General features: G+C 63.6%; 15 protein-coding genes. 14 read left to right on the top strand and 1 reads right to left on the bottom strand.

Features of this window, described 5'->3' with window-relative positions:
* Positions 1-41 precede the first annotated feature (41 nt).
* Positions 42-1,394, top strand: a complete 1,353-nt coding sequence (locus tag JOE27_RS19735) for an MFS transporter (RefSeq protein ID WP_161872196.1) — start codon at positions 42-44, stop codon at positions 1,392-1,394.
* Positions 1,395-1,413: 19 nt separating this feature from the next.
* Positions 1,414-2,769, top strand: coding sequence for a glucarate dehydratase (gene gudD / locus JOE27_RS19740; protein ID WP_012312599.1), 1,356 nt, complete (start codon positions 1,414-1,416; stop codon positions 2,767-2,769).
* A gap of 115 nt (positions 2,770-2,884) precedes the next feature.
* Here gudD and JOE27_RS19745 read toward each other — a convergent pair whose 3' ends face one another.
* A complete protein-coding gene (locus tag JOE27_RS19745) occupies positions 2,885-3,772 on the bottom strand; it encodes a LysR substrate-binding domain-containing protein (RefSeq protein WP_080952079.1) in 888 nt (295 codons plus the stop codon).
* A gap of 100 nt (positions 3,773-3,872) precedes the next feature.
* On the opposite strand from JOE27_RS19745, the gene JOE27_RS19750 reads away from it, so the two are divergent.
* The 12 genes from JOE27_RS19750 to JOE27_RS19805 all read left to right on the top strand — a co-directional run bounded on the left by JOE27_RS19750 (position 3,873) and on the right by JOE27_RS19805 (position 26,151).
* Positions 3,873-4,823, top strand: a complete 951-nt coding sequence (locus JOE27_RS19750) for a 2-hydroxyacid dehydrogenase (protein ID WP_115273509.1) — start codon at positions 3,873-3,875, stop codon at positions 4,821-4,823.
* A 166-nt stretch (positions 4,824-4,989) separates the two neighbouring features.
* Complete coding sequence (locus JOE27_RS19755; RefSeq protein WP_046785158.1) at positions 4,990-6,333, top strand: MFS transporter; 1,344 nt, start codon at positions 4,990-4,992, stop codon at positions 6,331-6,333.
* Positions 6,334-6,441: 108 nt separating this feature from the next.
* Positions 6,442-7,679, top strand: a protein-coding gene (locus tag JOE27_RS19760) for an IS3 family transposase (protein WP_125924402.1) whose coding sequence is annotated in 2 segments (ribosomal slippage) — positions 6,442-6,790 and positions 6,790-7,679 — 1,239 coding nt in all. Because the reading frame shifts where the segments join, the coding sequence is not laid out codon by codon here.
* A 342-nt stretch (positions 7,680-8,021) separates the two neighbouring features.
* Positions 8,022-9,416: a GABA permease gene (gabP, locus tag JOE27_RS19765; protein WP_012312603.1), complete on the top strand. Its 1,395-nt coding sequence runs from the start codon at positions 8,022-8,024 to the stop codon at positions 9,414-9,416.
* 161 nt (positions 9,417-9,577) lie between these two features.
* Entirely contained in the window at positions 9,578-10,324 is a 747-nt protein-coding gene (locus tag JOE27_RS19770) for an efflux RND transporter periplasmic adaptor subunit (RefSeq protein ID WP_231386316.1), read from the top strand.
* Positions 10,321-11,640, top strand: a complete 1,320-nt coding sequence (locus tag JOE27_RS19775; protein WP_204919534.1) for an HlyD family efflux transporter periplasmic adaptor subunit — start codon at positions 10,321-10,323, stop codon at positions 11,638-11,640. Before JOE27_RS19770 ends, JOE27_RS19775 begins: the two co-directional genes overlap by 4 nt.
* Entirely contained in the window at positions 11,640-13,733 is a 2,094-nt protein-coding gene (locus tag JOE27_RS19780) for a biotin/lipoyl-binding protein (RefSeq protein ID WP_204919536.1), read from the top strand. The genes JOE27_RS19775 and JOE27_RS19780 overlap by 1 nt, the downstream gene beginning before the upstream one ends.
* Positions 13,734-13,758: 25 nt before the next feature.
* Positions 13,759-14,559 carry an aspartyl/asparaginyl beta-hydroxylase domain-containing protein gene (locus JOE27_RS19785; protein WP_204919553.1) on the top strand — a complete coding sequence of 267 codons (801 nt, stop codon included), beginning with the start codon at positions 13,759-13,761 and terminating at the stop codon, positions 14,557-14,559.
* Positions 14,547-15,530, top strand: a complete 984-nt coding sequence (locus JOE27_RS19790) for a sulfotransferase family protein (RefSeq protein WP_204919558.1) — start codon at positions 14,547-14,549, stop codon at positions 15,528-15,530. The genes JOE27_RS19785 and JOE27_RS19790 overlap by 13 nt, the downstream gene beginning before the upstream one ends.
* 173 nt (positions 15,531-15,703) lie before the next feature.
* Positions 15,704-16,174, top strand: a complete 471-nt coding sequence (locus JOE27_RS19795; RefSeq protein ID WP_119688228.1) for a GNAT family N-acetyltransferase — start codon at positions 15,704-15,706, stop codon at positions 16,172-16,174.
* 55 nt (positions 16,175-16,229) lie between these two features.
* Positions 16,230-16,817, top strand: a complete 588-nt coding sequence (locus JOE27_RS19800; protein ID WP_012312610.1) for a tail fiber protein — start codon at positions 16,230-16,232, stop codon at positions 16,815-16,817.
* 133 nt (positions 16,818-16,950) lie between these two features.
* The gene (locus tag JOE27_RS19805; RefSeq protein WP_204919572.1) at positions 16,951-26,151 is read left to right on the top strand and encodes an Ig-like domain-containing protein; all 9,201 of its coding nucleotides are present in this window, start codon (positions 16,951-16,953) and stop codon (positions 26,149-26,151) included.
* Positions 26,152-26,189 lie beyond the last annotated feature (38 nt).

The following is a 26,189-nucleotide window of genomic DNA, read 5'->3' on the forward strand; positions in this document are numbered from 1 at the left end:
CACCTCGACCCGCACAAAAACAATTAGTGGGAGATACACAAGTGAACGACACCCTCGATCCGTCTGCCCGTAACGGCGGCGACGTGCTGGCCAGCGCCGTGGCCAAGGTCAAGCGCCACGTCCTGCCGCTGTTCGTGATCATGTTCATCGTCAACTACCTCGACCGCGTCAACATCGGCTTCGTCCGGCCACACCTGGAAAGCGACCTGGGTATCAGCGCTGCGGCCTATGGTTTTGGTGCCGGGTTGTTCTTCATCGGCTATGCGCTGTTCGAAGTGCCCTCGAACATGCTGTTGCAGCGCGTCGGCGCCCGCCTGTGGCTGACCCGCATCATGTTCACCTGGGGGCTGGTGGCCACGGCCATGGCATTCGTGCAGAACGAAACCCAGTTCTACGTGCTGCGCTTTTTGCTCGGTGTTGCCGAGGCCGGCTTCTTCCCTGGGGTGATCTACTACTTCACCCGCTGGCTGCCAGCTGCCGAACGCGGCAAGGCGATTGCCATCTTCCTCAGCGGCTCGGCGCTGGCTTCGCTGATCTCCGGCCCACTGGCCGGCGCGCTGATGCAGATCCAGGGCCTGGGCATGCATGGCTGGCAGTGGATGTTGTTCATCGAGGGCATGGCCTCGGTCACGCTGTGCTTCTTCGTGTTCTTCTGGCTCGACTCCAAACCGCACGACGCCAAGTGGCTGAGCAAGGCCGAGCAGGACGCGTTGGTCGATACCATCGACCGCGAGCAACGTGAGCGCGAAGCCACCGGCGCCGTCAAGGTATCGTCCTGGAGCTTGCTCAAGGACCGCCAGATCGTGCTGTTCTGCCTGATCTACTTCTGCATCCAGCTGACCATCTACGCTGCGACCTTCTGGTTGCCCAGCATCATCAAACGCATGGGTGACCTGAGCGACCTGCAGGTCGGCTTCTTCAACTCCATCCCGTGGCTGATCTCGATTCTGGCCATGTATGCCTTCGCCGCTGGCTCCTCACGCTGGAAGTTCCAGCAGGCCTGGGTGGCTGCTGCCCTGGTGATCGCGGCCATTGGCATGTTCATGTCGACCACGGGCGGGCCGGTGTTCGCCTTTGTCGCGGTGTGCTTTGCCGCCATCGGTTTCAAGTCGGCTTCGTCACTGTTCTGGCCGATCCCCCAAGGCTATCTGGACGCGCGTATCGCTGCGGCGGTGATCGCCCTGATCAACTCGGTGGGCAACCTGGGCGGCTTCGTCGCGCCCACCACCTTCGGCCTGCTCGAGCAGCAGACCGGGTCGATCCAGGGTGGCCTGTACGGCCTGGCCGTGACCTCGGTGCTGGCGGCCATTGCGGTGTTCTTCGTGCGCACTCGCCCAAAGGGCGTCCCCTCCAATGACCTCAAGGCCCCTTCGGCCTTGGGCCAGACCCACTGATGACTGCGAGACAACAATCATGAACATGCAGACGACTCCCGCACTCCACACCAGCACCCCCGTGGTCACCGACCTGCGCGTGATCCCGGTAGCCGGCCATGACAGCATGCTGCTCAACCTCAGTGGCGCCCATGGCCCGTTCTTCACCCGTAACGTTGTGGTGCTGCGTGACAGCGCCGGCAACACGGGCCTGGGCGAAGTGCCCGGCGGCGAGAAGATCCGCCAGACCCTGGAAGATGCCCGCAGCCTGGTGGTCGGCCAGCCGATCGGCCACTACCAGCGTGTGCTCAATGCCATGCGCCAGACCTTCGCCAACCGCGATGCCGGCGGGCGTGGCCTGCAGACCTTCGACCTGCGCATTACCGTGCATGCGGTGACGGCCATCGAGTCGGCGCTGCTCGACTTGCTCGGCCAGCACCTCAATGTGCCCATGGCCGCGCTGCTCGGCGAAGGCCAGCAGCGCGACGCGGTGAAAATGCTCGGCTACCTGTTCTATATCGGTGACCGCCAGCAGACTGACCTGGCTTACCGCAATGAGGCCGACGCCGATGATGACTGGTTCCGCCTGCGTCACGAGAAGGCACTGACCCCTGAGGCCGTGGTGCGCCTGGCTGAAGCCGCCAAGCAGCGCTATGGCTTCAGCGACTTCAAGCTCAAGGGCGGCGTGCTGCGTGGCGAAGAGGAGATGGAGGCGGTGACGGCGCTGGCCGAGCGCTTCCCCGAAGCGCGTATCACGCTAGACCCCAATGGCGCCTGGTCATTGCAAGAGGCCATTGCCCTGTGCCGTGACAAGCACCACGTGCTGGCCTATGCAGAAGACCCGTGCGGTGCCGAAAACGGCTATTCGGGCCGTGAGGTGATGGCCGAGTTCCGCCGTGCCACCGGCTTGCCCACCGCCACCAACATGATTGCCACCGACTGGCGCCAGATGGGCCATGCGATCCAGTTGCAATCGGTGGACATCCCCTTGGCCGACCCACACTTCTGGACCTTGCAGGGCTCGGTACGGGTGGCGCAGATGTGCAACGACTGGGGCCTAACCTGGGGTTCGCATTCGAACAACCACTTCGATATTTCGTTGGCGATGTTCACCCAGGTGGCCGCGGCGGCGCCGGGTGAGATCACGGCGATCGACACCCACTGGATCTGGCAGGACGGCCAGCGCCTTACCCGCGAGCCGCTACGCATCGTCGACGGCCATGTGCGCGTGCCAGAGCGCCCAGGGCTAGGGGTGGAGCTGGATGAAGACCAACTGGCCAAGGCCCATGAGTGCTACCGCAGCATGGGGCTGGGAGCGCGGGATGACGGTGTGGCGATGCAGTTCCTGATCCCGGGCTGGACGTTCGATAACAAGCGGCCTTGCCTGGTGCGTTGAAGCCCGGTGCCCTATCGCCGGCAAGCCGGCTCCCACTGGGTTTGCGCTGAGCTTGAGAGCAGCGGGGTACCTGTGGGAGTCGGCTTGCCGGCGATTGGGCTGCGCAGCAGCCCCCTCACCCCGCCTCAAAAAATGCCCGAGCCATCGCCACAAACGCGCCCAGCACTGGGTTCGGATTATCCCGGCAATACGCCAGAAAGATCTCCGCCTGCTGGTCCGTCCCCACCATTGGCTTGAACACCACCTGCTCCAGCCGCAGCGCCTGCGCCGATGCCGGCACCACCGCACAGCCCAGCCCGACATTGACCAACCCCAGAATCGAATGCGTCTGCCCCAGTTGGTGCAGATAACGCGGCTGCACCTCGTGGCGGGCAAACAGATTGGCGATGCGGTCATGGAAGTAGCGCCCCTCGTTGGCGCTGTACATCACGAACGGCTGCTGATCGAAATCGGTCGGCTTGAGCCGCTCGCGCGCTGCCAGTGCATGCCCGGCGGGCAGGGCAGCGACGAAGGGCTCGCGGTGGATCGGCAGGTACTCCACGCGCGCGCTGGGCAGTACCTGGCGCACCAGACCGACATCGATCAGCCCAGCCTCCAGGTCATGCACCTGGGTTGCGGAGATGCGCTCGCTGAGCACCAGTTCGATGTCGGGTACGGTCTTGGCGGCGTGCACCAGCAGGCGCGGGATCATGCTGTAGGCCCCGACCGCTGTGAAGCCCAGCGTCAGTCGGCCAGCCTCGCCATGGGCAATGCGCCGGGCCGACTGGCTGGCCGATTCGGCAATCTGCAGTATGCGCCGGGCATCTTCCAGAAAGCTCTGCCCGGCGAGCGTGAGCCGCGCCTGGCGGTTGTTGCGCTCGAGCAGCAGCACCCCCAGCGAATGCTCCAACAGCTGGATCTGCCGGCTCAATGGCGGCTGGGTCATGTGCAGGCGGCTGGCGGCACGGCCGAAATGCAGCTCCTCGGCAACCGCTACGAAGCAGCGCAGCTGGTGCAGCTCCATGATTCAATTCCTGAATTATTCGATCCACCATCTATATTAGACCTGTATCGCATGCCGGCCTAGCATCGAGTCACACCTTTGAAGTTGCCGGATATCAACGATGAACAACGACAACACCGCAGCCGTCGAGCTGCTGCTGACCCAGCCGGTACCGGATGCCATCGATGCGCAACTGGTCAGTGCCTACCAGGTGCATCGGCTGTATCGACATGACAATCCTCAACAACTGCTCGATGAAGTCGGCCCTCGTATTCGTGGGGTGGTCACCGGTGGCGCCAAAGGCTTGGCCAATGCGCTGATGGATCAACTGCCAGCGCTGCAGATCATCGCCATCAGTGGCATCGGCACCGACGCTGTCGACCTGCACCACGCGGCGAAGCGCGGCATACATGTCACCACGACCCCGGGGGTGCTCACCGATGACGTGGCCGATATGGCCATGGGGTTGATCATCAACACACTACGCCGCCTGGGCGAAGGTGAACGTCTGGTGCGTGACGGCTTGTGGGGCACGGTCAACCTGCCGTTGGCGCGCAAGGTCAGTGGTAGTGCGCTGGGCATCGTTGGCCTGGGGCAAGTCGGCAAGGCCATCGCCCGCCGCGCTGCCGCCTTCGACATGCACATTGCCTACAACGGCCGCCGCGAACAGCACGGCTGTGGCTACCGCTTCGTCGCTGACCTGGTCGAACTGGCGCGTGCGGTGGATGTGCTGGTGGTAGCGGCCTCGGCTGATGGCGGCAAGGTGCTGGTGAGCGCCGAAGTGCTCGACGCGCTGGGCCCGCAGGGCTACCTGATCAACGTGGCGCGCGGCAAGTTGGTGGATGAGGACGCACTGGTCGAGGCCTTGCGTGAACGGCGCATTGCCGGTGCCGGGCTGGATGTGTTCGTCGATGAACCCCATGTGCCACCGGCTTTATGTGACCTCAACCAGGTCAGCCTACAGCCGCACCGTGGCAGCGCCACCCTGCAGACCCGCCTGGAAATGGGGCAAATGGTGCTGGACAACCTCGCAGCCTGTTTCCGCGGCGAGGTGCCGCCGAACTGCGCGTAACCCCTATCGCCGGCAAGCCGGCTTCCACTGGGAGCCCACTGCTTTGCAGCCCGGTGATGTACCTGTAGGCGCCGGCTTGCCGGCGATAGGGCCACTAGCGACACCACAAGGCCACACCTTCTCTGCACAAGAACAATCGCTTCCATCGAGAAGCAAGAGGGTACACATGAACAGCAAATCCGCCGTCGCCGCACCGCAGGCCGTCGCCGCAATCGGCCGCCATCGCTTCCTTGTCCTGGCGCTGATCTTTGTCATCACGGTCATCAACTATGCCGACCGCGCCACCCTGTCGATCACTGGCACCGAGGTACTCAAAGACCTTGGCCTGGACCCGGTCATGCTCGGCATGATCTTTTCTGCCTTCGCCTGGGCCTATGCCCTCGGCCAGGTGCCAGGCGGCTGGTTGCTGGACCGCTTCGGTGCACGCCGCGTATATGGCATCAGCCTGATTCTCTGGTCGCTGTTCACCCTGCTGCAAGGCACAGTGGGCTGGCTGGGCCTGGCCGGTGTGTCGGCTGCGGTGGCGTTGTTCTCCATGCGTTTCATGCTCGGCCTGGTGGAGTCACCGGCATTCCCGGCCAACTCGCGCATCGTCAGTTGCTGGTTCCCCACCCGCGAGCGCGGTACCGCATCGGCGCTGTTCAACTCGGCGCAGTACATGGCAGTGGTGGTGTTCGCGCCGCTGATGGCGTGGATGACCCACACGATGAGCTGGGAGCAGGTATTCATCTGGATGGGCGTGCTCGGCCTGCTGCTGAGCGTGGTGTGGTTCCGCCTTTACCATGAGCCGCACAGCGCACCAGGGTTGAGCCGTGAAGAGTTCGATTACATGCGTGAAGGCGGAGCGCTGGTCGACCTGGAAAAAGAGCGCAAGACGGCCAAGAGCAAACCGACCCGCGCGGAGCTTGCACAGCTGTTCACCAGCCGCAACCTGTGGGCGGTCTACCTGGGGCAGTATTGCATCACTGCGCTCACCTATTTCTTCATCACCTGGTTCCCGATCTACCTGATCAAGGGCCGTGGCATGACCATCATGGAGGCCGGCTGGGTGGCCGCGTTGCCGGCCATCTGCGGCTTTACCGGTGGCATCCTTGGGGGCTTCGTGTCCGACTGGCTGATCCGCCGCGGCGTGCACCCGTCCAGGGCGCGCAAGACGCCGTTCGTGATCGGCATGGCGTTGTCCACCACCTTGGTGCTGGCCAATTACGTGGATGGCAACGCGGCGGTAATTGCCCTGATGACCTTGGCATTCTTCGGCAAGGGCCTGGCAGCGGTGGGTTGGGCGGTGCTGTCGGATGTGGCACCGAAGAAAATGGTCGGCCTGTGCGGTGGCGTGTTCAACGGCATCGGCAACATTGCCGGCATCGTCACCCCGCTGGTGATCGGCTACGTAGTGGCCAGCACCGGCTCCTTCGACAACGCACTTTGGTTCGTGGCCGCCCATGGCGTGCTGGGGATCTTCGCTTACCTGTTGCTGGCCCGGCGCTTCGAACGGACGGGGCAGGCGTAGGCAGACGCCTGAGCAACAGAGGCCCCGGGAGACCGGGGCTTTTTTGTATTTGTTTGTCCCGTCCTGAATAAGGTTTACACCTCCCATCCCGAATTTCCGGAGAGTCAGATGGAACAAGGTGTAAAGCGCACACAGCGTGATTACTCGCTGTCTTTTAAATTGGCGGTGGTTGATCAGATTGAAAAAGGCGAACTGACCTACAAGCAGGCCCAGGTGCGGTACGGCATCCAGGGGCGGTCGACGGTTCTGGTATGGTTGCGTAAGCACGGTCGGCAGGATTGGAGCCAGGGGGCCTCGATCCGCGACGAGAGGAGCTGCGCGATGTCTGACCCCAAAACGCTCACTCCAGAGCAGCGGATCAAAGAGCTTGAGCAGCAGCTTGAGCTGATGAGCCAGAAGGCCCAGTTCTTTGAAACTGTCGTTGATGTTCTGAAAAATGACTATGGTGTCTCGATCGTAAAAAAGCGATCCGGCAAGTCCTCTCGCAAGGTCAAGTCGCAGGACTGAGCATTGCCAGGGCTTGTCAGTTTCTAGGTATCAGTCGACAGGCTTACTACAAACGTAATCGAGCTGCCGATGACAAAGAACGCCAGGCAGACCAGGTGGTTGAGTTTGTACGGCAAGTCCGGATGCGCCAGCCTCGTCTAGGCACACGCAAGCTGCACTATCTGCTGCATTGCCAACCTGACAGACGATTCCAGGTCGGCCGAGATAGGCTGTTCCAGGTCTTGGGAGAGCGCCGTTTGCTAGTGCTGCCTAAGCGGGCCTACCACAAGACAACACAGAGCTTTCATCGCTTCTACCGCCATCCCAACTTACTCAAGCCCGGCCCAAGCCAGGTCGTTCCGACAAGGCCGGAGCACGTCTGGGTTGCCGACATCACTTACCTGCCCGCACGTAACGGGCCGCTGTACCTGAGCCTGGTAACGGATGCGTACTCCAGGAAAATTGTTGGCCACCACGTCCATGAAAGCCTGCACGCCGAGTCAGTAGCGCAAGCCTTCAGGCAGGCTTTACGAAAGCGAGGTCGTCGCCAGCCATTGGTCCACCATTCGGATCGAGGAATCCAATATTGCTCAGCGCTATACCAGTCACTGCATCAACGGCACGGCGTTCAGTGCTCCATGACTGATGGGTATGACTGTTACCAGAACGCGCTGGCCGAGCGAGTCAATGGAATCCTCAAGATGGAACTTCTGTTGAGCAGCCCTGAAGATCTGGAGCAAGCGAGACAGATGGTTGACGAGGCAGTGCAGATTTACAACACAGAACGGCCTCATATGGCCCTGAAAAACAAAACGCCCGATGCGGTGCATCGGGCGTTTGAGGCCTGTCGGCCTACCTGAGCTGGTGTAAACCTATTTCAGGACTAGACAGTTACGCATACCCAGATGAAAAACAAAACCCTCAAATGGCCATCAGGCGTGTCTGGACATGCCATCCACGACATCTGACGTTTATGGAAAAGCGCTGTCGTGATCGAACAGTTGCGAGGCGTTCTCGTGTAATTTCCTGCAGCCTCAGCCGGCTTAAATGAACCCCGAACCGCACTGACGCCCTGCTTTGTGACGCGCGCCAAAGATCAACAACAGCGCGCAAGCAAGGTGTCGACTCATTGAATCCAAAGGAGATATTTTCGCCTACGCCTGCCCGTCCTTCCTTGTGTCAGCAAAAAGAGAACAACATCAATGAACACCGTGGGAACTGATGGCAACCTTGCACAAGGTTTCAAGCCACGTCATGTAACGATGCTGTCCATCGCGGGCATCATCGGCGCCGGTCTTTTCGTCGGCTCCGGGCACGCCATCGCGGCAGCCGGGCCAGCCACCATTGTTTCTTACTTCGTGGCCGGGACCCTGGTGGTGCTGGTCATGCGCATGCTCGGCGAAATGGCCGTGGCGCACCCCGACACCGGTTCGTTCTCCACCTATGCCGACCAGGCCATCGGCCGTTGGGCCGGCTACACCATCGGCTGGCTGTACTGGTGGTTCTGGGTGCTGGTGATCCCGATCGAAGCACTGGCCGCCGGGCATGTGCTCAACGCCTGGTTCCCACAGGTGGACAGCTGGATCTTCGCCCTCGCCTCCGTACTGCTGCTGGCGTGCACCAACCTGTTCAGCGTGGCCAAGTACGGTGAGTTCGAGTTCTGGTTCGCCATTCTCAAAGTCACGGCAATCCTTTGCTTCATCGGCTTGGGCTTTGCGGCCCTGATGGGCTGGTTGCCCAACCGCGAAGTCAGCGGGTTGAGCGGCTTGATGAGCGCCTACGGCGGCTTTGCGCCCAACGGCTGGTCTGCCGTGATCGGCGCATTCATCACTGTGATGTTCAGCTTCATCGGCACCGAAGCGGTGACCATTGCCGCCTCCGAATCCAGCGACCCGTCGCGTAACATCGCCAAGGCCACGCGCTCGGTGATCTGGCGTATCAGTACCTTCTACATCCTGTCGATCTTCGTGATCATCTCGATCGTGCCGTGGAACGACCCGCAGCTTGCGGTGGTGGGTTCTTACCAGCGTGCGCTGGAAATCATGAACATCCCCAATGCCGCCTTCATGGTCGACCTGGTGGTGCTGGTGGCCGTAACTAGCTGCATGAACTCCTCGATCTATATCGCTTCGCGGATGATGTACTCACTGGCCAAGCGCGGTGATGCACCGGCCTTCCTCAACAAGACCTCCAAGGTCGGCGTGCCACGCGCTGCCGTGTTCGGCAGCACCCTGATCGGCGCGGCCATCGCCATCCTCAACTATTTCGCACCCAAGGGTGTGTTCGAGTTCCTGCTGGCCAGCTCCGGCGCCATTGCGCTGCTGGTTTACATGGTCATCGCCATCTCCCAGCTGCGCATGCGCCGCCGCCTGGAGCGCGAAAACGCGGAACTGAAATTCCGCATGTGGCTGTTCCCTTGGCTGACCTGGGCGGTGATCATTTTCATTGGCGGGGCGCTGGCGGTGATGATGTACACGCCCGAGCACCGGGTGGAGGTGACCGCTACATTGAGCCTGGCGATCTTCATTTCCTTCCTTGGCATCGTCACCGCGCGCGGTCATGAACGACAGGCGGCGGGGGTGCGCTCGCTCGGTTGAGCGGCGGCGGTGATACCTCCATGGTGGCCGGGTTGATCGGCCACCATGGACCGATGGCGTGATGTATCCGTGCCATCACTTTTTTCGTACACTCCGGTCTCCTAGCTTGCAAGGGAGTGTGCAACATGTGTCGTGGGATTCGACTGGCTTTGGCCTTGAGTATGTTGCACCTGCCACTGGCGCTGGCCAATGAAGCATCAGGCGACCCGCTGCTGGACACGCCGAGCGTCGGTAACACGGGCGCCGAGCACAGCGCCCGTGGCGTGTTGCGCGCGCGTCACCAGGCAGTGCTGGCCAGTGAGCTGGCCGGGCGCATCGTCGAGATGCCTTATGCTGATGGCGAGGCCTTCAAGAAGGGCAGCACCCTGGCGCGCTTCGACTGCTCGGCCTACCAGGCCCAGCTCAATGCCGCTCAAGCGGCGGTGCGCGCAAGCCGCGAAGAGCTCAACCACAACCGTCAACTGGCCGCATTGAAATCGGTGGGGCAGTTCGAGGTATCGCTGGCTGAGGCCAAGCAAGCCCAGGCCCAGGCCGAAGCCCAGGTCTACCAAGTGCAGGTCAAGCGCTGTGTGGTCACCGCCCCGTTCGACGGGCGAGTGGTACAACGCCGCGCCCAGCCCCACGAAAGCGTTGCCAACGGCGCACCGCTGGTGGAGGTGGTGGACAATCGTTCGCTGGAAATCCAGCTGCTGGTGCCTTCGCGCTGGCTGGCCAGGCTCAAGCCCGGGCAAAGCTTTCAGTTCACACCGGATGAAACCGGCCAGCCGCTGGGCGCCACGGTCAAGCGTGTGGGCGCGCGAATCGATGAAGGCAGCCAGACGCTGCTGTTGATCGGCGAACTGCCCGCAGATGCTCACGGTTTGCTGGCGGGCATGAGCGGTACGGCCAGCTTTGCGCAGCAGCCATGACCGCCGCTGCCCATGGTACGGCGGAGCGGGCCTTCGCCTTGTTTCTGGGGCTGCAGCGCCAGGCGCGCCAGGCCACCAGTACCGAGCAGCTGGCGTATGCCATGGTCAACGACGGCCAGGCGATGTTTGGTTTTCGCCATGCCGCGTTACTGATCGCCGGCAAGGTGCAGGCGCTGACAGGCATCAGCGTGGTGGAAGCCAATGCACCGTTCGTGGCCTTTGTCGAACGTGCCGTGGGCAAGTTGCAGGCAGCGGGTGTCGCAGGGCAAGCCGGCGAGGTGGAACCAAGCGTGCTGGATGCCCAGACCCTCGCCGACTGGCAGGCGTTGTCGGCAGGGCAAGCCTTCTGGTTGCCATTGCACGACCGCAAGGGTGAGGCCTTCGGCGGCTTGTGGCTGGCCCGCGAGCAGGCGTTCAACGCCGCCGAGCAGGCCTTGCTGGTGCAGTTGGGGGAAACTTATGCGCATGCCTGGCAGGCGCTGAACCCGGTGCGCCCTTGGCGCCTGCGCTGGCCGCGGCGGCGTTTGCTGGCGGTGCTGGCGGCCGCGCTGTTGTTGCTGTTGCTGCCGGTGCGCCAGTCGGTGCTGGCGCCGGCCGAGGTGGTGCCGCGCGGTGGCTGGGTGGTGGCGGCGCCGCTGGACGGGGTGGTGGCCGAGTTCCTGGTCAAACCCAACCAGCGTGTGACGGCGGGGGATTTGCTGGTGCGCTTCGATGCCACCGCCCTCAAGGCCCAGGCCGATGTTGCCGCACGCACCTTGGGCGTGGCAGAGGCCGAACTCAAGGTCAGTACCCAGCGTGCCTTTACCGATGCCGACTCCAGCGCGCGCCTGGACTTGCTGGCCGCACGCGTGGAACAGAAACGCGCCGAACTCGACTATGCCCACCAGTTGCTGGCGCGCAGCGAGATCCGCGCCGAACGTGACGGCATCGCGGTGTTCGCCGATGCCGAGCGCTGGACTGGCAAACCGGTGCAGACCGGCGAGCGGCTGATGCAACTGGCCGACCCTGTGCACGCCGAACTGCGCCTGGAATTGCCGGTCGGCGATGCCATCGCCCTGCAGCCGGGGGCCGAGGTGGCGCTGTTCCTTGACAGTGACCCACTGCATCGGCACGTGGCGCAGCTTGAACGTGCCGCCTACGAGGCGCAAACCACCGCCGCCGGGCAGCTTGCCTACCGGCTGGATGCGACCTTCGTCGAGGCCTCACCACGCATTGGCCTGCGCGGTACGGCGAAGCTGTACGGCGAACGCGCGCCATTGGCCTATTACCTGCTGCGCCGGCCTCTGGCGGCCCTGCGCCAAGGGCTGGGCCTGTAATGTTGCCGGCGCTGCGTGCGGACCTGCAGCTCTCGCCAGCGGCACCGGCGTTGGACGGTGCCCCGCAATGGACCTTGGCCGACCCGTTGCGCGGCCGTTATTTCAAGCTTGGCGCGGCAGCGGTGCGCTTGCTCCGTCACTGGCCGCTGGGTGAGCCGCAACGGGTGCTGGCAGCTGCCAATGCCGAGCCGGGCCTGCCCCTGGATACTCAGGCGGTGGAGGACCTATTGGCGTTTCTCGGCCACCACGACCTGCTCAGCGCCAACGATCCCAAGCAGCGCCAGAGCTATGCCGTGAAGGCCGCCGCCAGCCAACAGGGGCTGTGGCACAAAGCGTTGCACCAGTACCTGTTCTTCCGCATCCCGCTGTGGCGCCCGGATGCCTTCCTCAACCGTACCTGGCCGCTGCTCGAGCGCCATGGTGGCTGGCTGCTGCGCGTTGGCCTGCCGGCGCTGCTGGTGCTTGGCCTGTTTCTGGTGATTCGTGACTGGTCGCGCTTCATCGCCACGTTCCCGCACCTGTTCAGCCTCGGCGGCATGCTCGCCTTTGGCCTGGCCCTGGCTTTCGCCAAGCTATGCCACGAGTTCGGCCATGCCTACATGGCCAAGCGCGCGGGCTGTCGTGTGCAGAGCATGGGGCTGGCGTTCATGGTACTGCTGCCGATGTTCTACACCGATGTCAGCGACGCCTGGCGCGTCAGCGACCGTCGCTCACGGCTGCTGATAGATGCAGGTGGCGTATTCGCCGAGCTGGTACTGGCGGTGTTGGCACTGCTGGCCTGGTCGCTGCTGCCCGATGGGCCGCTACGCACCGCAGCGTTCATGCTGGCCAGTGCCACGTGGATCACTACCTTGCTGGTCAACCTCAACCCGTTCATGCGCTTTGACGGGTACTTTCTGGTCAGTGACCTGTTAGGCGTGGAAAACCTGCAGCAACGCGCGTTTGCCCTGTGCCGGTGGCGCTTGCGCGAGGCGTTGTTCGGCTATGGCGAGACGATGCCCGAGCCGTGGCCACCGGTAATGCGCCAGCGCCTGTTGATATGGGGCTATGGCGCCTGGGTCTGGCGTGCGCTGTTGTTCTTGGGTATCGCCCTGGCGGTGTATCACCTGTTCTTCAAGGTGCTGGGCATCTTCCTCATGCTGGTGGAACTGGTGTGGTTCATCGGCTTGCCGGTATGCAAGGAGCTGCAGCAGTGGTGGCTGCGCCGTGACCAGGCCCAGCCGCGCAAGGCGCTGGGGCTTGGCCTGGGGTTGATGCTGCTGCTGGCGCTGCTGGCCGTGCCTTGGCGCGGTGCAGTGGAGGTGCCGGCGATGCTCGAGGCGTCGCGGGTGAGTGCCTTGCATGCGCCTGTGGCGGCGCGAGTGAAGCAGTTGCAGGTGCACGATGGCCAGACGGTCGCTCAGGGGCAGTTGCTGCTGGCGCTGGAATCGCCGGACCTGGATTCGCGCCTGAAGATCGTGCGCCGCGAAATAGAAATTCTACAGTTGCTGTTGCGCCGTCAGTCCGGGCGCAGCGCCACCGCCAGCGATGCCGGGGTGCTCGAGCAGCAGCTGGCCGAGGCAGTGGCCGAGTACCGTGGCCTTGCCGCGCAGCGTGAACGCTTGCAATTGCGCGCGCCGGGGGCGGGAGTGTGGCGCGACATGCCCAGGGACCTGCAGGCGGGGCAGTGGGTCAATACAGGCCAGGCCTTGGGGCGGGTCGTCGAACCGGGGGTGCGCCTGCGTGGTTACTTGGGCGAGGCCGATCTGTGGCGCGTGGCGGCTGGCAGTGAAGGGCGCTTCATTGCCGATGACCCGGCGCGGGCGGCGTTGCCCGTGCGCGTGGAGCAGGTGGATGCTACCGGGGTTGCCGCGCTGGAACTGCAGGCGCTGGCGTCTGACCGGCATGGCCCGGTGGCCGTGCGCCGCGATGGCCAACAGCGGGCCCAGCCGCTGCAGGCGCAGTACGGGGTGCGCCTGAGCCCGCTGACGGATGTGGCTGATGTGGCCCAGCCGTTGCGTGGGGTGGTGGTGCTCGAGGGTGCCCGCGAGTCGCTGCTGGGCGCTGCCTGGCGCCGGTTGGCGGCCTTGGGAGTGCGCGAGAGTGGTTTCTAGTGCGAATTCACTGCAAGGAGCAGCCATGAGCGAAGTCTCGCTGCCGCTATGTTCCCGACTGCCTCTTGCCATGGACCTGCCGGCATTGCTGCAGGCTCTGGCACGGGTGGAGGCAGGGGCCTGGCAGGCGCATTTCAACCGCGGTTATCACGAGGGCGACTGGAGCGGTGTGGCGCTGGTCAGTGCCGAGGATGCTCCTGTGCCGCTTGCACCGGGCCGGGGCGCGCCCGTGAGGCAGGACTGGTGGCGCCATGAGACGGCGTGGCAGGCCGCGCTGGGGCCATTTCGCGCATCCCTGCAGGCCGCACGTCTGCTGCGTCTGGGCGAGGGCGCGCGGATTCACGAGCACCGAGACCCGGACCTGGGTCGCCCTGGAGGCTGCCTGCGCCTGCATGTGCCATTGCTGAGCCCACCTGGTGTTGAATTTATCGTCGACGGCCTGCAGGTCCCCATGCAGGCTGGCGAGTGCTGGTTCGTTGACCTGTCACGTGCGCATCGGGTGCACAACCCCGGCCCCGGTGAGCGTATCCACCTGGTGCTCGACTGCTTGGCCGACAACTGGCTGCTCGGGTTGATCGAACAGGGGCGGGCACGAACCCCGGCATTGAGCCCAGGGCGGGCAGGGCAGGCATTCGAGCGCTTTCGTGAGCAAGTGGCGCATACCCCTGCACTGGCAGCCAGCCTGCAGACACTGGACGATCCACGGGCATTCGTGGCAGCGGCCATTGCCCTCGGTGCAACCATGGGCCTGGTGTTTTCCGAAGCCGAGGTGCTGAGTGCCATGCGCCAAGGCAAGCAAGCATGGAGCGATCAATGGCGAATCTGAATGCGCCAGGCGGTTTTCACGGCTGGATGCCCATTCGCCTGTGGCGTGACAAGGCTGAGTGGCGCCTGGACTGGTGCTGGTTTGGCCAGCAGCCCCTGACCAGGCCGTTTTTCCGAGACGACGTCGATCAGGCCTTACGCCTGCCGTTCAACCAGGCCCTGCGCCGCGACACCAACTTGCAGGCACTGTTGGACTGGCAAGTGCGCAGCCCGGGCTTGGCACCTTCGGTGCTGGTGTTCCATGCCTCGCGATGTGGCTCCACGCTGATCGCACAACTGTTGGCCAGCCAGGCGCGCAACATCGTGCTCAGCGAGCCGCCACCCCTGGACAACCTGCTGAGGGCATCGCTGCAGGACCCAGGCGCCAAGGACTGGCAGGCCGAAGGCGTGCGCGCACTGCTTTCAGCCTACGGCCAGCGGCGCCAGGGCGATGAGCGCCAGTTGGTGATCAAACTTGATGCCTGGAACGTGTTCGAAGCGCCCTTACTGGCCGAACTGTACCCCGAAGTGCCGAGGGTCTTCCTGTATCGCGACCCACTGGAGATCGTTGTCTCGCAGTTGCGCCAGGCTGGCATGCACCGGGTGCCGGGCCTGCTTGGCGCTTCGGCGCTGGACACCTTGTTGGGCAGCGGCAAGGGCATGGACACGGTGCAATACACCTGCCGGGTAGTAGGCGAGATCCTCAAGGCCGGCCTGCAGCTATGCCGGGAACACGGCGGCATTGCCGTCAACTACAGTGAACTGCCTGAGGCCATCTGGGGGCGCCTGGCCCCAGTGTGCGGGGTGATGCCCAGCGATGTGCCGAGGTTGCGTGAAGTGGCAGCGTTCGATGCCAAGCAACCGGGCATGAACTTCAGTGCTGACAGCCAGCGCAAGCGAGCACAAGCCAGCGAGCAAGTAATTGAAAATGTGCGTCAATGGGCGCTAGAGCCCTATAAGTGCTTGGAATTCATACGCTTGCATAAAGCCTGAAAACTGGCGCCAAAAGGCTTCGAACACCTGTTTGAGGAAACTGTGTAAATCGCCCGACACAGTGGTGGCGATTTGCCTCGGCAATCGACTAGGCTCTACGCCATCGTGTAGGACAATTCACTTGGATGTGCTCCCCTCACCATGGGGTAACTACAGCAGGGAAGCGTGACCCGATGTCGACCTCTGAAGTGCTTCTCCGTCCCGTGGTGGACGCTGACCAAGTGTTTCTGCGCGCCTTGTACGGTACCACCCGGGCCGCCGAAATGGCTGCGCTGGCGTGGGACCAGGCAACGATCGAGCATTTTCTCGACCAGCAGTGGCGTGCCCAGCACCTCCATTACCAGGCGCAGTACCCCGACGCCTGCTTTCTGATCATCGAAACCGCCAACGAACGTATCGGTCGTGCTTCCCTGCAATGGGCCGACAGCCACCTGCAGATCATTGATATGGCAATTTTGCCCGCCTGGCAGGGCCAGGGTATCGGCTCTCGTCTGCTGCGCCAGTGGCTGGCACAGGCTGACCGCCAGGGCCTGAGCGCCGGTTTGCACGTCACTTCGCACAGCCCGGCAGTGCGCCTGTATCGGCGCAGTGGCTTCGCGGTTGTCGAGGACAATGGTCTGTACCTGAAGATGCATCGTTCCTGAACCCATTTCGCGGGCCACCAGGTCCGCCTTGCAGGTAGTCATAGGAGAGCAGCAAATGGATCCGTTTCTCGGTGAGATCAAGATGTTCGCAGGCAACTTCGCGCCTCGCGGTTGGGCATTCTGCCAAGGTCAGCTGATGAGCATTGCCCAGAACAACGCCTTGTTCGCGCTGCTTGGCACTACGTATGGCGGCGATGGCAAGACCACTTTCGCCCTGCCAGACCTGCGCGGTCGCGGGCCAATCGGTTTCGGCACCGGGCCAGGCCTGGCCGATGTGGTGCAGGGCGAAGCTGGCGGTGTCAACGATGTCACGCTGTTGCAGTCGAACATGCCGATGCAGCAGGCGGTGATCCCTGCCCAGACCGTTTCGGTGGCCATACCGGCGGTGGAAGGCGATGCCAACGCTGCGGCACCTTCGTCTGGCAACGTGCTGGCCAAGTCCTTTGACAGTTCGGGGGCAGGGGCGGCGGCGGATATCTATTCCAGTGACGTGCCTAATACCAGCCTGAAGCCGTTCAACGTCACGGTGCCTCAAACCAGCGTCAACCTGGGTGGTGCCTCGCTGCCCGTTTCTGTGCAAAACCCCTACCTGGGCATGAACTTCATCATCGCCCTGGAAGGCATCTTCCCGAGCCGTAACTGAGTCAAGGCAAGCATTGCAGTTCATCGCGGGGGGCATGTCGGCTCCCCGCGGTGCGTCAGGATTCTCGACAAGGATGCGCCATTGCCTGGCGCAGTTACAGGATCAACCAGCCCAAGGGCTGAATGAGGTCGGCATGGCATTCTGGAAGCGAAACAAGAAGAACCAAAACCCCAGCGTTTCCATGAGCCGGCCGAGCCTGATTCAGGCCTTGGAACCCCGCATGATGTTCGATGCTTCGGTGGCCGTGGTCGCCGACCAGGGCGCCCAGGCCGCAGAGGTAGCCGCTGCCACGGCCACCAGCAAGGACACCGCTACCGCCAGCGATACGTCCAGTACCCAGGACAGCGCGAGCCATGAAAGCGCGCAACAGGCCGCACCCGCTACGGCGCCGGCTACCCTGGCTGCCGAGCGCCACGAAGTGGTGTTCGTCGATTCCGCCGTCAGTGACTATCAAAAGCTCATCGCCGGCCTGCCCGCCGGCGTCGAGGTGGTGGTGCTGGAGAACGGCAAGGACGGTTTCAAGCAGATCGCTGATTACCTCGACGGCCGTACCGATGTCACTTCCATCGATATCATCAGCCACGGTGACAGCGGCTATGTGTACCTGGCCGGCAACGCCATTTGGGCCAATCAGCTGGCCAGCCATCAGGCCGACCTGGCGCGCATCGGTGCCAGCCTGGCCGAGGGTGGCGACATCCGCTTTTTCGCCTGCAACACCGGCGAGGGCAGTGATGGGCAGCTGTTCGTCGATGAGGTGGCACGGCTGAGCGGTGCCGATGTAGGCGCGTCTTCCGACTCGACCGGCAACCGCGAGGGCGAGGACTGGGAACTGGAAACCGTCTCCGGTGTGGTCGCTACGGGCGTTGGTGTGCAACGTGGTGACCTGACGGCGTTCAATACGTCGCTGGCGACCATCACGGTGACCGACACCAATGCCACGTCCACTGCGGTTGATAGCTTTGTCTCGCTGGCCGAGGCGATCCAGGCCGCCAACACCGACACATCGGTGAACGGCTCCGCCGCCGGCAGTGGCAGCGACATCATCGTGTTCCATCAATCGCTGAGTGGCCAGACCATCCGCTGGTCCACCGCTTCGGCCTTGCTGGTCACCAGCAACATCACCATCAACGGTGATGTGGATGGCGACGGCCGAGGCGACATCATCCTCAGTGGCGACGTCAACAACAACGGCGTGCGTGATGCGCTCGAGGCGTCGGGGCTGCAGAGCAACAACGGCGGCGTGCTGACGGTGCGCAACCTTGATTTCCGTGACTTCTCGGGCAACCTCACCGGTGGCGCGATCCGTGCCAACGGTGGCTCGATCACCGTTGAAGATTCGAACTTCCAGAACAACGCCGGTGCGGTGATCAACTCGGCGACTACTGCCGGCTCGACGGTAGTGGTGCGCAACACCACCATTCATGACAACAGCGCCAGTATCGTCGGAGGCACCGCGATGTCATCGCTGGTGCGCCTAGGTGGCGCCAACAACCATGTGTTGGAAAACGTAGCGATCTACAACAACACCGGCACCTACAGTGCGACCGGCACCGTCGCCGGGGGGGCGGTGATCGTCCTGAGCAACGTGGGTGGCTCGGTCAACATCGTCAACAGCACCATTGCCAATAACGTGTTTCTCAACACCAGTACCGGTAGCATCACCTCCGCGGGCCTTGGCTGGGCCGTTGGCCAGGTCGGCACTATCACGGTGCAGAACTCCATCCTCACCGGCAACACCGTCAACGGCGCTGCGGCCGATGCCATCACCGGCAGCAGCTACACCAGCATCACCAACCTGATCGGCACCACGGTCAACTTCGTCAATGCTGCCGGGGGTGATTACCGCCTGGCTTCCACGGCCAGCAACGCCATCGACCAGGGCACCAGCGGTGGCGCGCCGGCCACCGACCTGCGCGGTTTCGAGCGGCCTCGCGGTGGCGGTGTGGATATCGGTGCTTACGAGGTACTGTACTCGGCACCACCGGTGGTCGATCTGGACACCGGTACTGGCGGCAACGACAGCACGGTCAACTTCACCGGCACCGCAGTGGCGATCGTGCCGAACATCTCCCTGACCCAGACTGACGGCGACACCCAGGTGAGCGGTGCCTCGCTGGCATTGAGCGGTGTGGCCGATGGTGCCAACGAAACCTTGTCGCTCAGCGCAGCGCAGATCGCCACGGCCGCCGGGTTCGGCATCACGGTAAGCGGCTCGGGCAGCGCCGTGCTTACCCTGAGCGGTGTCGCCACCCTGGCCCAGTACCGGGCGATTCTTGCATCGGTGGCCTATGGCAACGCGGCGGCTGCCTATACCACTGGCACGCGCAGCGTGACCGTCAGCGTCAACGATGACATGGGCAGTACTACGCGTACCGCTTCGGTGGTCGTGCTGGCGCAGAACAGCGCACCGGTGATCGGCAACCTTAACGGCGACAGCACGGCATTCACCCAGGGCAATGGCGCGATACTGATCGACGCGAACGGCAATGCCACGGTCAGCGACAGTGACTCGGCCGACTTCGGCGGTGGCAACCTAACGGCCTCGGTCAGCGCCAATGGCGTAGCCGGGGAAGATACCCTGGGTATCCTCAGCGTGGGTAACGGCGCCGGGCAGATCAGCCTCAGCGGCAATACGGTGAGTTACGGCGGGGTTGCCATCGGCACCGTAGCCGGCGGCACCGGCGGCGCCAGCCTGGTGGTGACGTTCAACGCCAATGCCACGGCCGCGTCGGTACAGGCGCTGGTGCGCAGTATCACGTATGACAACGGTAATGCCGGCAATGGCATCGGCCAGGCCAGCCGATCAGTTTCGGTAACCGTCAGCGACGGCGATGGCGCTACCTCCACTACCGCCACGGTGCAGGTCAGTGTCCGCGAGACGGTGCCGCCGACCGCTACCATCAGCCTCAGTGACACCGCACTGAAAGTCGGCGACACATCGAACGTGACCATCACCTTCAGCGAAGCGGTGGCTGGCTTCAGCAATGCTGACCTCACGGTGATGGGCGGTACGTTGTCGGCAGTGAGCAGCAGTGATGGTGGCCTCACTTGGAGTGCGACCTTTACCCCCTCCGCCAACACCACTGTCGCCAGTGCGACGATCACCCTGAACAATGCCGGCGTCTCTGACCTGGCGGGCAATGCTGGCAGTGGCGCCACAGTGTCGCCGAGCTACAGCATCGACACGCAGCGCCCCACCGCCACTATCGTGGTCGCCGACAATGCCTTGCGCATCGGCGAAACCAGCCTGGTGACGATCACGTTCAGCGAGGCGGTGAGCGGCTTGAGCAATGCCGACCTGACCGTGGCCAACGGTACTATGAGCGCGATAAGCAGCAGCGATGGCGGCATCACCTGGACCGGGACGTTCACGCCGACCAGCAACATTACCGATGCGACCAACCTCATCACCCTGGACAACACGGGGGTGACTGACAGTGCTGGCAACGCCGGCTCCGGCACTACCAACTCGAACAACTACAGCCTCGATACCCAACGCCCGGTAGCGACAATCGTCGTCGCTGACACCGCCTTGCGCATTGGCGAAACGAGCCTGGTGACCATCACCTTCAGCGAGGCGGTGAGCGGCTTCAGCAATGCCGACCTGACCGTGGCCAATGGAACCCTCAGCGCGGTGAGCAGCAGCGATGGCGGCATTACCTGGACCGCCACCTTCACGCCTGCCAGCACTGTCACTGACGCCACCAACCTGATCACCCTGGATAACGCCGGCGTGGCCGACGCTGCCGGCAATAGCGGTAGCGGCACCACCGACTCCAATAATTACGCTGTTGACACCGTACGGCCGACCGCGACCATCGTGGTCGCCGACAACAGCCTGGCCATTGGCGAAACCAGCACCGTCACCATCGTTTTCAACGAACCCGTCACCGGCCTGACCCTGGCCGACTTCACGGTACAGAACGGCACGCTCAGCGGCCTGAGCACCAGCGACAACATCAACTGGACCGCCACCTTCACGCCCGCCGGCAATGTCACCGATGCCAGCAACCTGATCACCTTGGACAATACCGGCGTGATGGACACGGCTGGCAACGCCGGCACCGGTAGCACCGATTCGAACAACTACGCCATCGACAGCCAGCGGCCAACTGCGGCCATCGTGATGGCCGACACGACGCTGACCGTGGGTGAAACCACCACGGTGACCATCACCTTCAGCGAAGCGGTGACCGGCTTCACCCTGGCCGACCTGTCGGCGCCGAACGGCAGCCTGAGCGGGCTGACCAGCAGCGACGGCGGCATCACCTGGACGGCCACCTTCACGCCGTCGATCAACGTGCAGGACGCCAGCAACGTCATCACCCTGAGCAACACCGGGGTGGCCGACCTGGCCGGCAACATTGGCAGCGGCACCACCACCTCCGGCAACTACACAGTCAGCACCCTGCAACCCACTGCGACGATCGTGATGAGCGATTCGGCCCTGCGTATCGGCGAGACCATTCAGGTGACCATTACCTTCAGCGAGGCGGTGGCCGGCTTCACCACTGCTGACCTGACAGTGGCCAACGGCACCCTGAGCGGGCTTGCCAGTGCAGACGGCGGCATCACCTGGACCGCCACCTTCACACCCACCAGCAATGTCACCGATGCCTCCAACCTGATCACCCTCGACAACAGCGGAGTGGTGGGCCAGAGCAGTGGCAACGCGGGCTCCGGCACCACCGATTCGAACAACTACGCCATCGACACTCAGCGCCCGACGGCAACCATCGTGGTGGCCGACAGCCAACTGGCGGCAGGCGAGACGTCGCTGGTGACCGTCACCTTCAGCGAGGCGGTGGTCGGCTTCAGCAATGCCGACCTGAGCGTGGCCAACGGTACCCTCAGCGCGCTCTCCAGCGGTGACGGCGGCGTGACCTGGACTGCGACACTGACGCCCACAGTTGGCATCAGCGATACCAGCAACCTGATCACCCTGGACAACACCGGCGTGGCGGACTTGGCTGGCAACGCCGGCACCGGTAGCACCGACTCGAACAACTACGCCATCGACAGTCTGCGCCCGACCGCCACCATCGTGGTCGCTGACAGCAACCTGACCGTGGGCGAAACCAGCCTGGTGACCATCACCTTCAGCGAAGCGGTGACGGGCTTGAGCAATGCCGACCTGACGGTTGCCAATGGCACCTTGAGCGCGCTTTCCAGTGCCGACGGCGGCATCACCTGGACAGCCACCTTCACCCCGGCCGTGGGTGTGCGCGATACCAGCAATGTCATCACCCTGGCCAACACGGGCATCGCCGACCTTGCCGGCAACACTGGCAGTGGCACCACCTCGTCGGGCAACTTCTCGGTCGACACCATCGTCCCCACAGCAACCATCGTGGTGGCCGACACTGCGTTGCGCCTTGGTGAGACGTCGCTGGTAACCATTACCTTCAGTGAGGCGGTGTCCGGCTTCAGCAATGCCGACCTGACCGTGGCCAACGGAACCCTCAGCGCGGTGAGCAGCAGCGATGGCGGCATCACCTGGACCGCCACCTTCACGCCCACCGGCAATATCACCGATGCCTCCAACCTGATCACCCTGGACAATACCGGCGTGGTCGGCCAGGGCGGCAACGCCGGTGTCGGCACGACCGATTCGAACACCTACGCCATCGACACCCAGCGCCCGACAGCAACCATCGTGGTGGCCGACAGCCAACTGGCGGCAGGCGAGACATCGCTGGTGACCATCACCTTCAACGAGGCGGTGGTCGGCCTCAGCCTGGCCGACCTGAGCGTGGCCAACGGTACCCTCAGCGCGCTCTCCAGCGGTGACGGCGGCTTGACCTGGACTGCGACACTGACGCCCACAACGGGTATCAGCGATACCAGCAACCTGGTCACACTCGACAACACCGGCGTGGCGGACCTGGCGGGCAACGCCGGCACCGGCAGCACCGACTCGAACAATTACGCCATCGACAGCCAACGCCCGACCGCTACGATCGTGGTCGCCGACAGCAACCTGACCGTGGGCGAAACCAGCCAGGTGACCATCACCTTCAGCGAAGCGGTGACGGGCTTCAGCAACGCCGACCTGACGGTTGCCAATGGCACCTTGAGCGCGCTTTCCAGTGCCGACGGCGGCATCACCTGGACAGCCACCTTCACCCCGGCCGTGGGTGTGCGCGATACCAGCAATGTCATCACCCTGGCCAACACGGGCATCGCCGACCTTGCCGGCAACACTGGCAGCGGCACCACCTCGTCGGGCAACTTCTCGGTCGACACCATTGTCCCCACGGCAACCATCGTGGTGGCCGACACTGCGTTGCGCCTTGGTGAGACGTCGCTGGTGACCATTACCTTCAGCGAGGCGGTGTCCGGCTTCAACAATGCCGACCTGACGGTGAATAACGGCACCCTGAGCATGGTTTCCAGTACCGATGGCGGCATTACCTGGACCGCCACCTTCACGCCCACCAGCAATATCACCGATGCCACCAACCTCATCAGCCTGGACAATACCGGCGTGGTCGGCCAGGGCGGCAACGCCGGTGTCGGCACCACCGATTCGAACAACTACGCCATTGACACCCAGCGCCCGACGGCAACCATCGCGGTGGCCGACAGCCAACTGGCGGCAGGCGAGACATCGCTGGTGACCATCACCTTCAACGAGGCAGTGGTCGGCCTCAGCCTGGCCGACCTGACCATGGCCAACGGTACCCTTAGCGGGCTCGCCAGCGGTGACGGCGGCTTGACCTGGACTGCGACACTGACGCCCACAGTTGGCATCAGCGATACCAGCAACCTGATCACCCTGGACAATACCGGCGTGGCGGACCTGGCGGGCAACGCCGGCATCGGTAGCACCGACTCGAACAATTACGCCATCGACAGCCAACGCCCGACCGCTACCATCGTGGTCGCCGACAACAACCTGACCGTGGGCGAAACCAGCCAGGTGACCATCACCTTCAGCGAAGCGGTGACGGGCTTGAGCAATGCCGACCTGACGGTTGCCAATGGCACCTTGAGCGCGCTTTCCAGTGCCGACGGCGGCATCACCTGGACAGCCACCTTCACCCCGGCCGTCGGTGTGCGCGACACCAGCAATGTCATCACCCTGGCCAACACGGGCATCGCCGACCTTGCCGGCAACACTGGCAGCGGCACCACCTCGTCGGGCAACTACGCGGTCGACACCATTGTCCCTACCGCGACCATCGTGGTGGCCGACAACGCGTTGCGGGCGGGCGAGTCTAGCCTGGTGACCATCACGTTCAGCGAAGCGGTCAGCGGCTTTACCTTGGCTGACATGAGCGCGGCCAATGGTGTGCTGACCAATCTGAGCAGCCAGGACGGTGGCATCACCTGGAGCGCAACGCTGACACCGACCAGCAATGTCGAAGACACCAGTAACCTTGTTTCTCTGGACAACAGTGGCGTAGTTGCCACGGCCTCTGGCAACGCCGGTGTGGGTAGCAGCATTTCCAACAACTACACCATCGACACACGCGTCCCTAGCGTGACCAGTGTCGGTGGGCCGGCGGGCGTTTCCTACAACGCCGGCGACGCACTGGTGTTCGTGGTCAATGCCAGTGAAGCAGTGCAGGTGGCCGGTTCGCCACGCCTGGCCCTGGACGTCGGCGGGCGCACGGTGTTCGCCGAGTTGATGGCGGGTGCTGGCACGCCGACGCTGGTGTTCCAGTACATCGTCCAGGCCGGCGACAATGACAGCGACGGCATCCGCGTGACCGGCCTGTCGGCCAATGGAGCCACCCTGAGCGATGCCCAGGGTAATGCAATGAACCTGGCCTTGAATGGCGTCGCCGACACTAGCAAGGTGCTGGTCGATACGCTGGCACCTGCAGCCGTCGGCATCGTCACCCTCGACCCATCCCCGAGCAACGCGCAAAGCGTGCGTTTCACCGTCACCTTCAGCGAACGGGTCAACGGCGTTGACCTGGCCGACTTCAGCCTGGTCGCCAGCGGTACCGCCAGCGCTACGCTCAGTGGCCTGCGCCAGATAAGCGATGGCGTCTACGAGATCACCGCCAGCGGTGTCAGCGGCACCGGTACCCTGGGCTTGAACCTGAAGGCTGCTGGCACCGCTATCAGCGATGTGGCCGGCAACCTGCTGACGGGCGGCCTGACCGGCGCGGTGTACAACATCGACCATGACGCCCCCACGGTGAATAGCGTCAGCGTGCCGGTGGGGGTGCACTACAACACCGGCGATACGCTGACCTTCGTGGTCGATACCAGCGAAGCGGTGATTGTCGACGGCGCCCCGCAGCTGGCACTGGATGTGGGTGGGCGTACGGTGTATGCCGATTTCGTCGCTGGCTCCGGCACGCCGACGCTGGTGTTCCAGTACCGCATCCAGGCTGGCGACAACGATGCCGACGGCATTCAGGTAGTGGGGCTGACAGCCAATGGCGCGACCTTGCATGACGCTGCCGGCAATGCCTTGCAGCCAGGGCTGGGGGCGGTTGGCGACAGCACTGGAATCATCGTCGATACGCGCTTGCCGAGCGTCGAGTCGATCGTGCCGACGCCTGTCAGTGGCAACGGCAGCCAGGGGTTCACCGTGACCTTCAGTGAAGAGGTTCGCGGCGTTGATCTGAGTGACTTCCAACTGGTATCGAGCGGCAACGCCAGCGGCACCCTGCAATCACTGGTGCAGCTCGACAGCCGTACCTGGCAGGTGAATATCGCCGGGGTTGCCGGCAGCGGCAGCCTGGCATTGGCCTTGAACACCAGCGGCACGGCTATCAGTGACATGGCTGGCAACGGGCTGGAGGGTGGTTTCGTCGGCCAGGGCAGTGTGCTGCAGAGCACGGGCGGTGACCCGCAGTTCCTGGCCTACCCGGCCGCGCCGCCAAGTCTGGCCGGCCAGCCTTTACCCCTGCCCGGCACACCTGCACCAGCGTTCTCGGCGTTCCAGTCACCTTTGCTGCCAGTACCGTTGTTCGAAGTGCCCAGTGCTGGCGGTGGGCTGCCGCCGCTGGGCAGCATCTTTATCCGCGAGGGGGCCCTGGCGCCTAGCTACCTTGCCCAGGTGTTCGCAGGTCAGCAGGGCGGCTCCGCCATCGGCAACGGCACCGGGGCAGGTTTCCTCGGCTTTGGCGGTGGTGATGCCAGCGTGTTCGGCGCTAGCAGCCTGGCCAATATTTTCGACAAGACGCTGCCGGACGATGGCGGCCAGTATGAGCTCAGCGGTGGCAAACCCTGGCGCCAGGGTGGCGAAGGGCAGTCAGGTGCGCCGACGCTGGGGCAGCAGTTGCAGGCTTTCAAGGAGAGCGAGCAGCGCCAGGTCAGGGAGCTGGCCCTGGCGCTTGGGCAGATCAAGGCACCCATGCCCGAGGCGTGAGCCGGAGCCATGGCGGATAACAACACAATGGATATCAA

It is taken from the genome of Pseudomonas sp. M5 (assembly GCF_016907075.1).
Lineage (GTDB): Bacteria > Pseudomonadota > Gammaproteobacteria > Pseudomonadales > Pseudomonadaceae > Aquipseudomonas > Aquipseudomonas putida_E.

Bases quoted from the DNA above. Each gene is read 5' to 3' on its own strand.
- gudD (WP_012312599.1), top strand. From the start codon at position 1,414: ATGAACATGCAGACGACTCCCGCACTCCACACCAGCACCCCCGTGGTC.
- JOE27_RS19745 (WP_080952079.1), bottom strand. From the start codon at position 3,772: ATGGAGCTGCACCAGCTGCGCTGCTTCGTAGCGGTTGCCGAGGAGCTG.
- JOE27_RS19750 (WP_115273509.1), top strand. From the start codon at position 3,873: ATGAACAACGACAACACCGCAGCCGTCGAGCTGCTGCTGACCCAGCCG.
- JOE27_RS19755 (WP_046785158.1), top strand. From the start codon at position 4,990: ATGAACAGCAAATCCGCCGTCGCCGCACCGCAGGCCGTCGCCGCAATC.
- gabP (WP_012312603.1), top strand. From the start codon at position 8,022: ATGAACACCGTGGGAACTGATGGCAACCTTGCACAAGGTTTCAAGCCA.
- JOE27_RS19770 (WP_231386316.1), top strand. From the start codon at position 9,578: ATGTTGCACCTGCCACTGGCGCTGGCCAATGAAGCATCAGGCGACCCG.
- JOE27_RS19775 (WP_204919534.1), top strand. From the start codon at position 10,321: ATGACCGCCGCTGCCCATGGTACGGCGGAGCGGGCCTTCGCCTTGTTT.
- JOE27_RS19780 (WP_204919536.1), top strand. From the start codon at position 11,640: ATGTTGCCGGCGCTGCGTGCGGACCTGCAGCTCTCGCCAGCGGCACCG.
- JOE27_RS19785 (WP_204919553.1), top strand. From the start codon at position 13,759: ATGAGCGAAGTCTCGCTGCCGCTATGTTCCCGACTGCCTCTTGCCATG.
- JOE27_RS19790 (WP_204919558.1), top strand. From the start codon at position 14,547: ATGGCGAATCTGAATGCGCCAGGCGGTTTTCACGGCTGGATGCCCATT.
- JOE27_RS19795 (WP_119688228.1), top strand. From the start codon at position 15,704: ATGTCGACCTCTGAAGTGCTTCTCCGTCCCGTGGTGGACGCTGACCAA.
- JOE27_RS19800 (WP_012312610.1), top strand. From the start codon at position 16,230: ATGGATCCGTTTCTCGGTGAGATCAAGATGTTCGCAGGCAACTTCGCG.
- JOE27_RS19805 (WP_204919572.1), top strand. From the start codon at position 16,951: ATGGCATTCTGGAAGCGAAACAAGAAGAACCAAAACCCCAGCGTTTCC.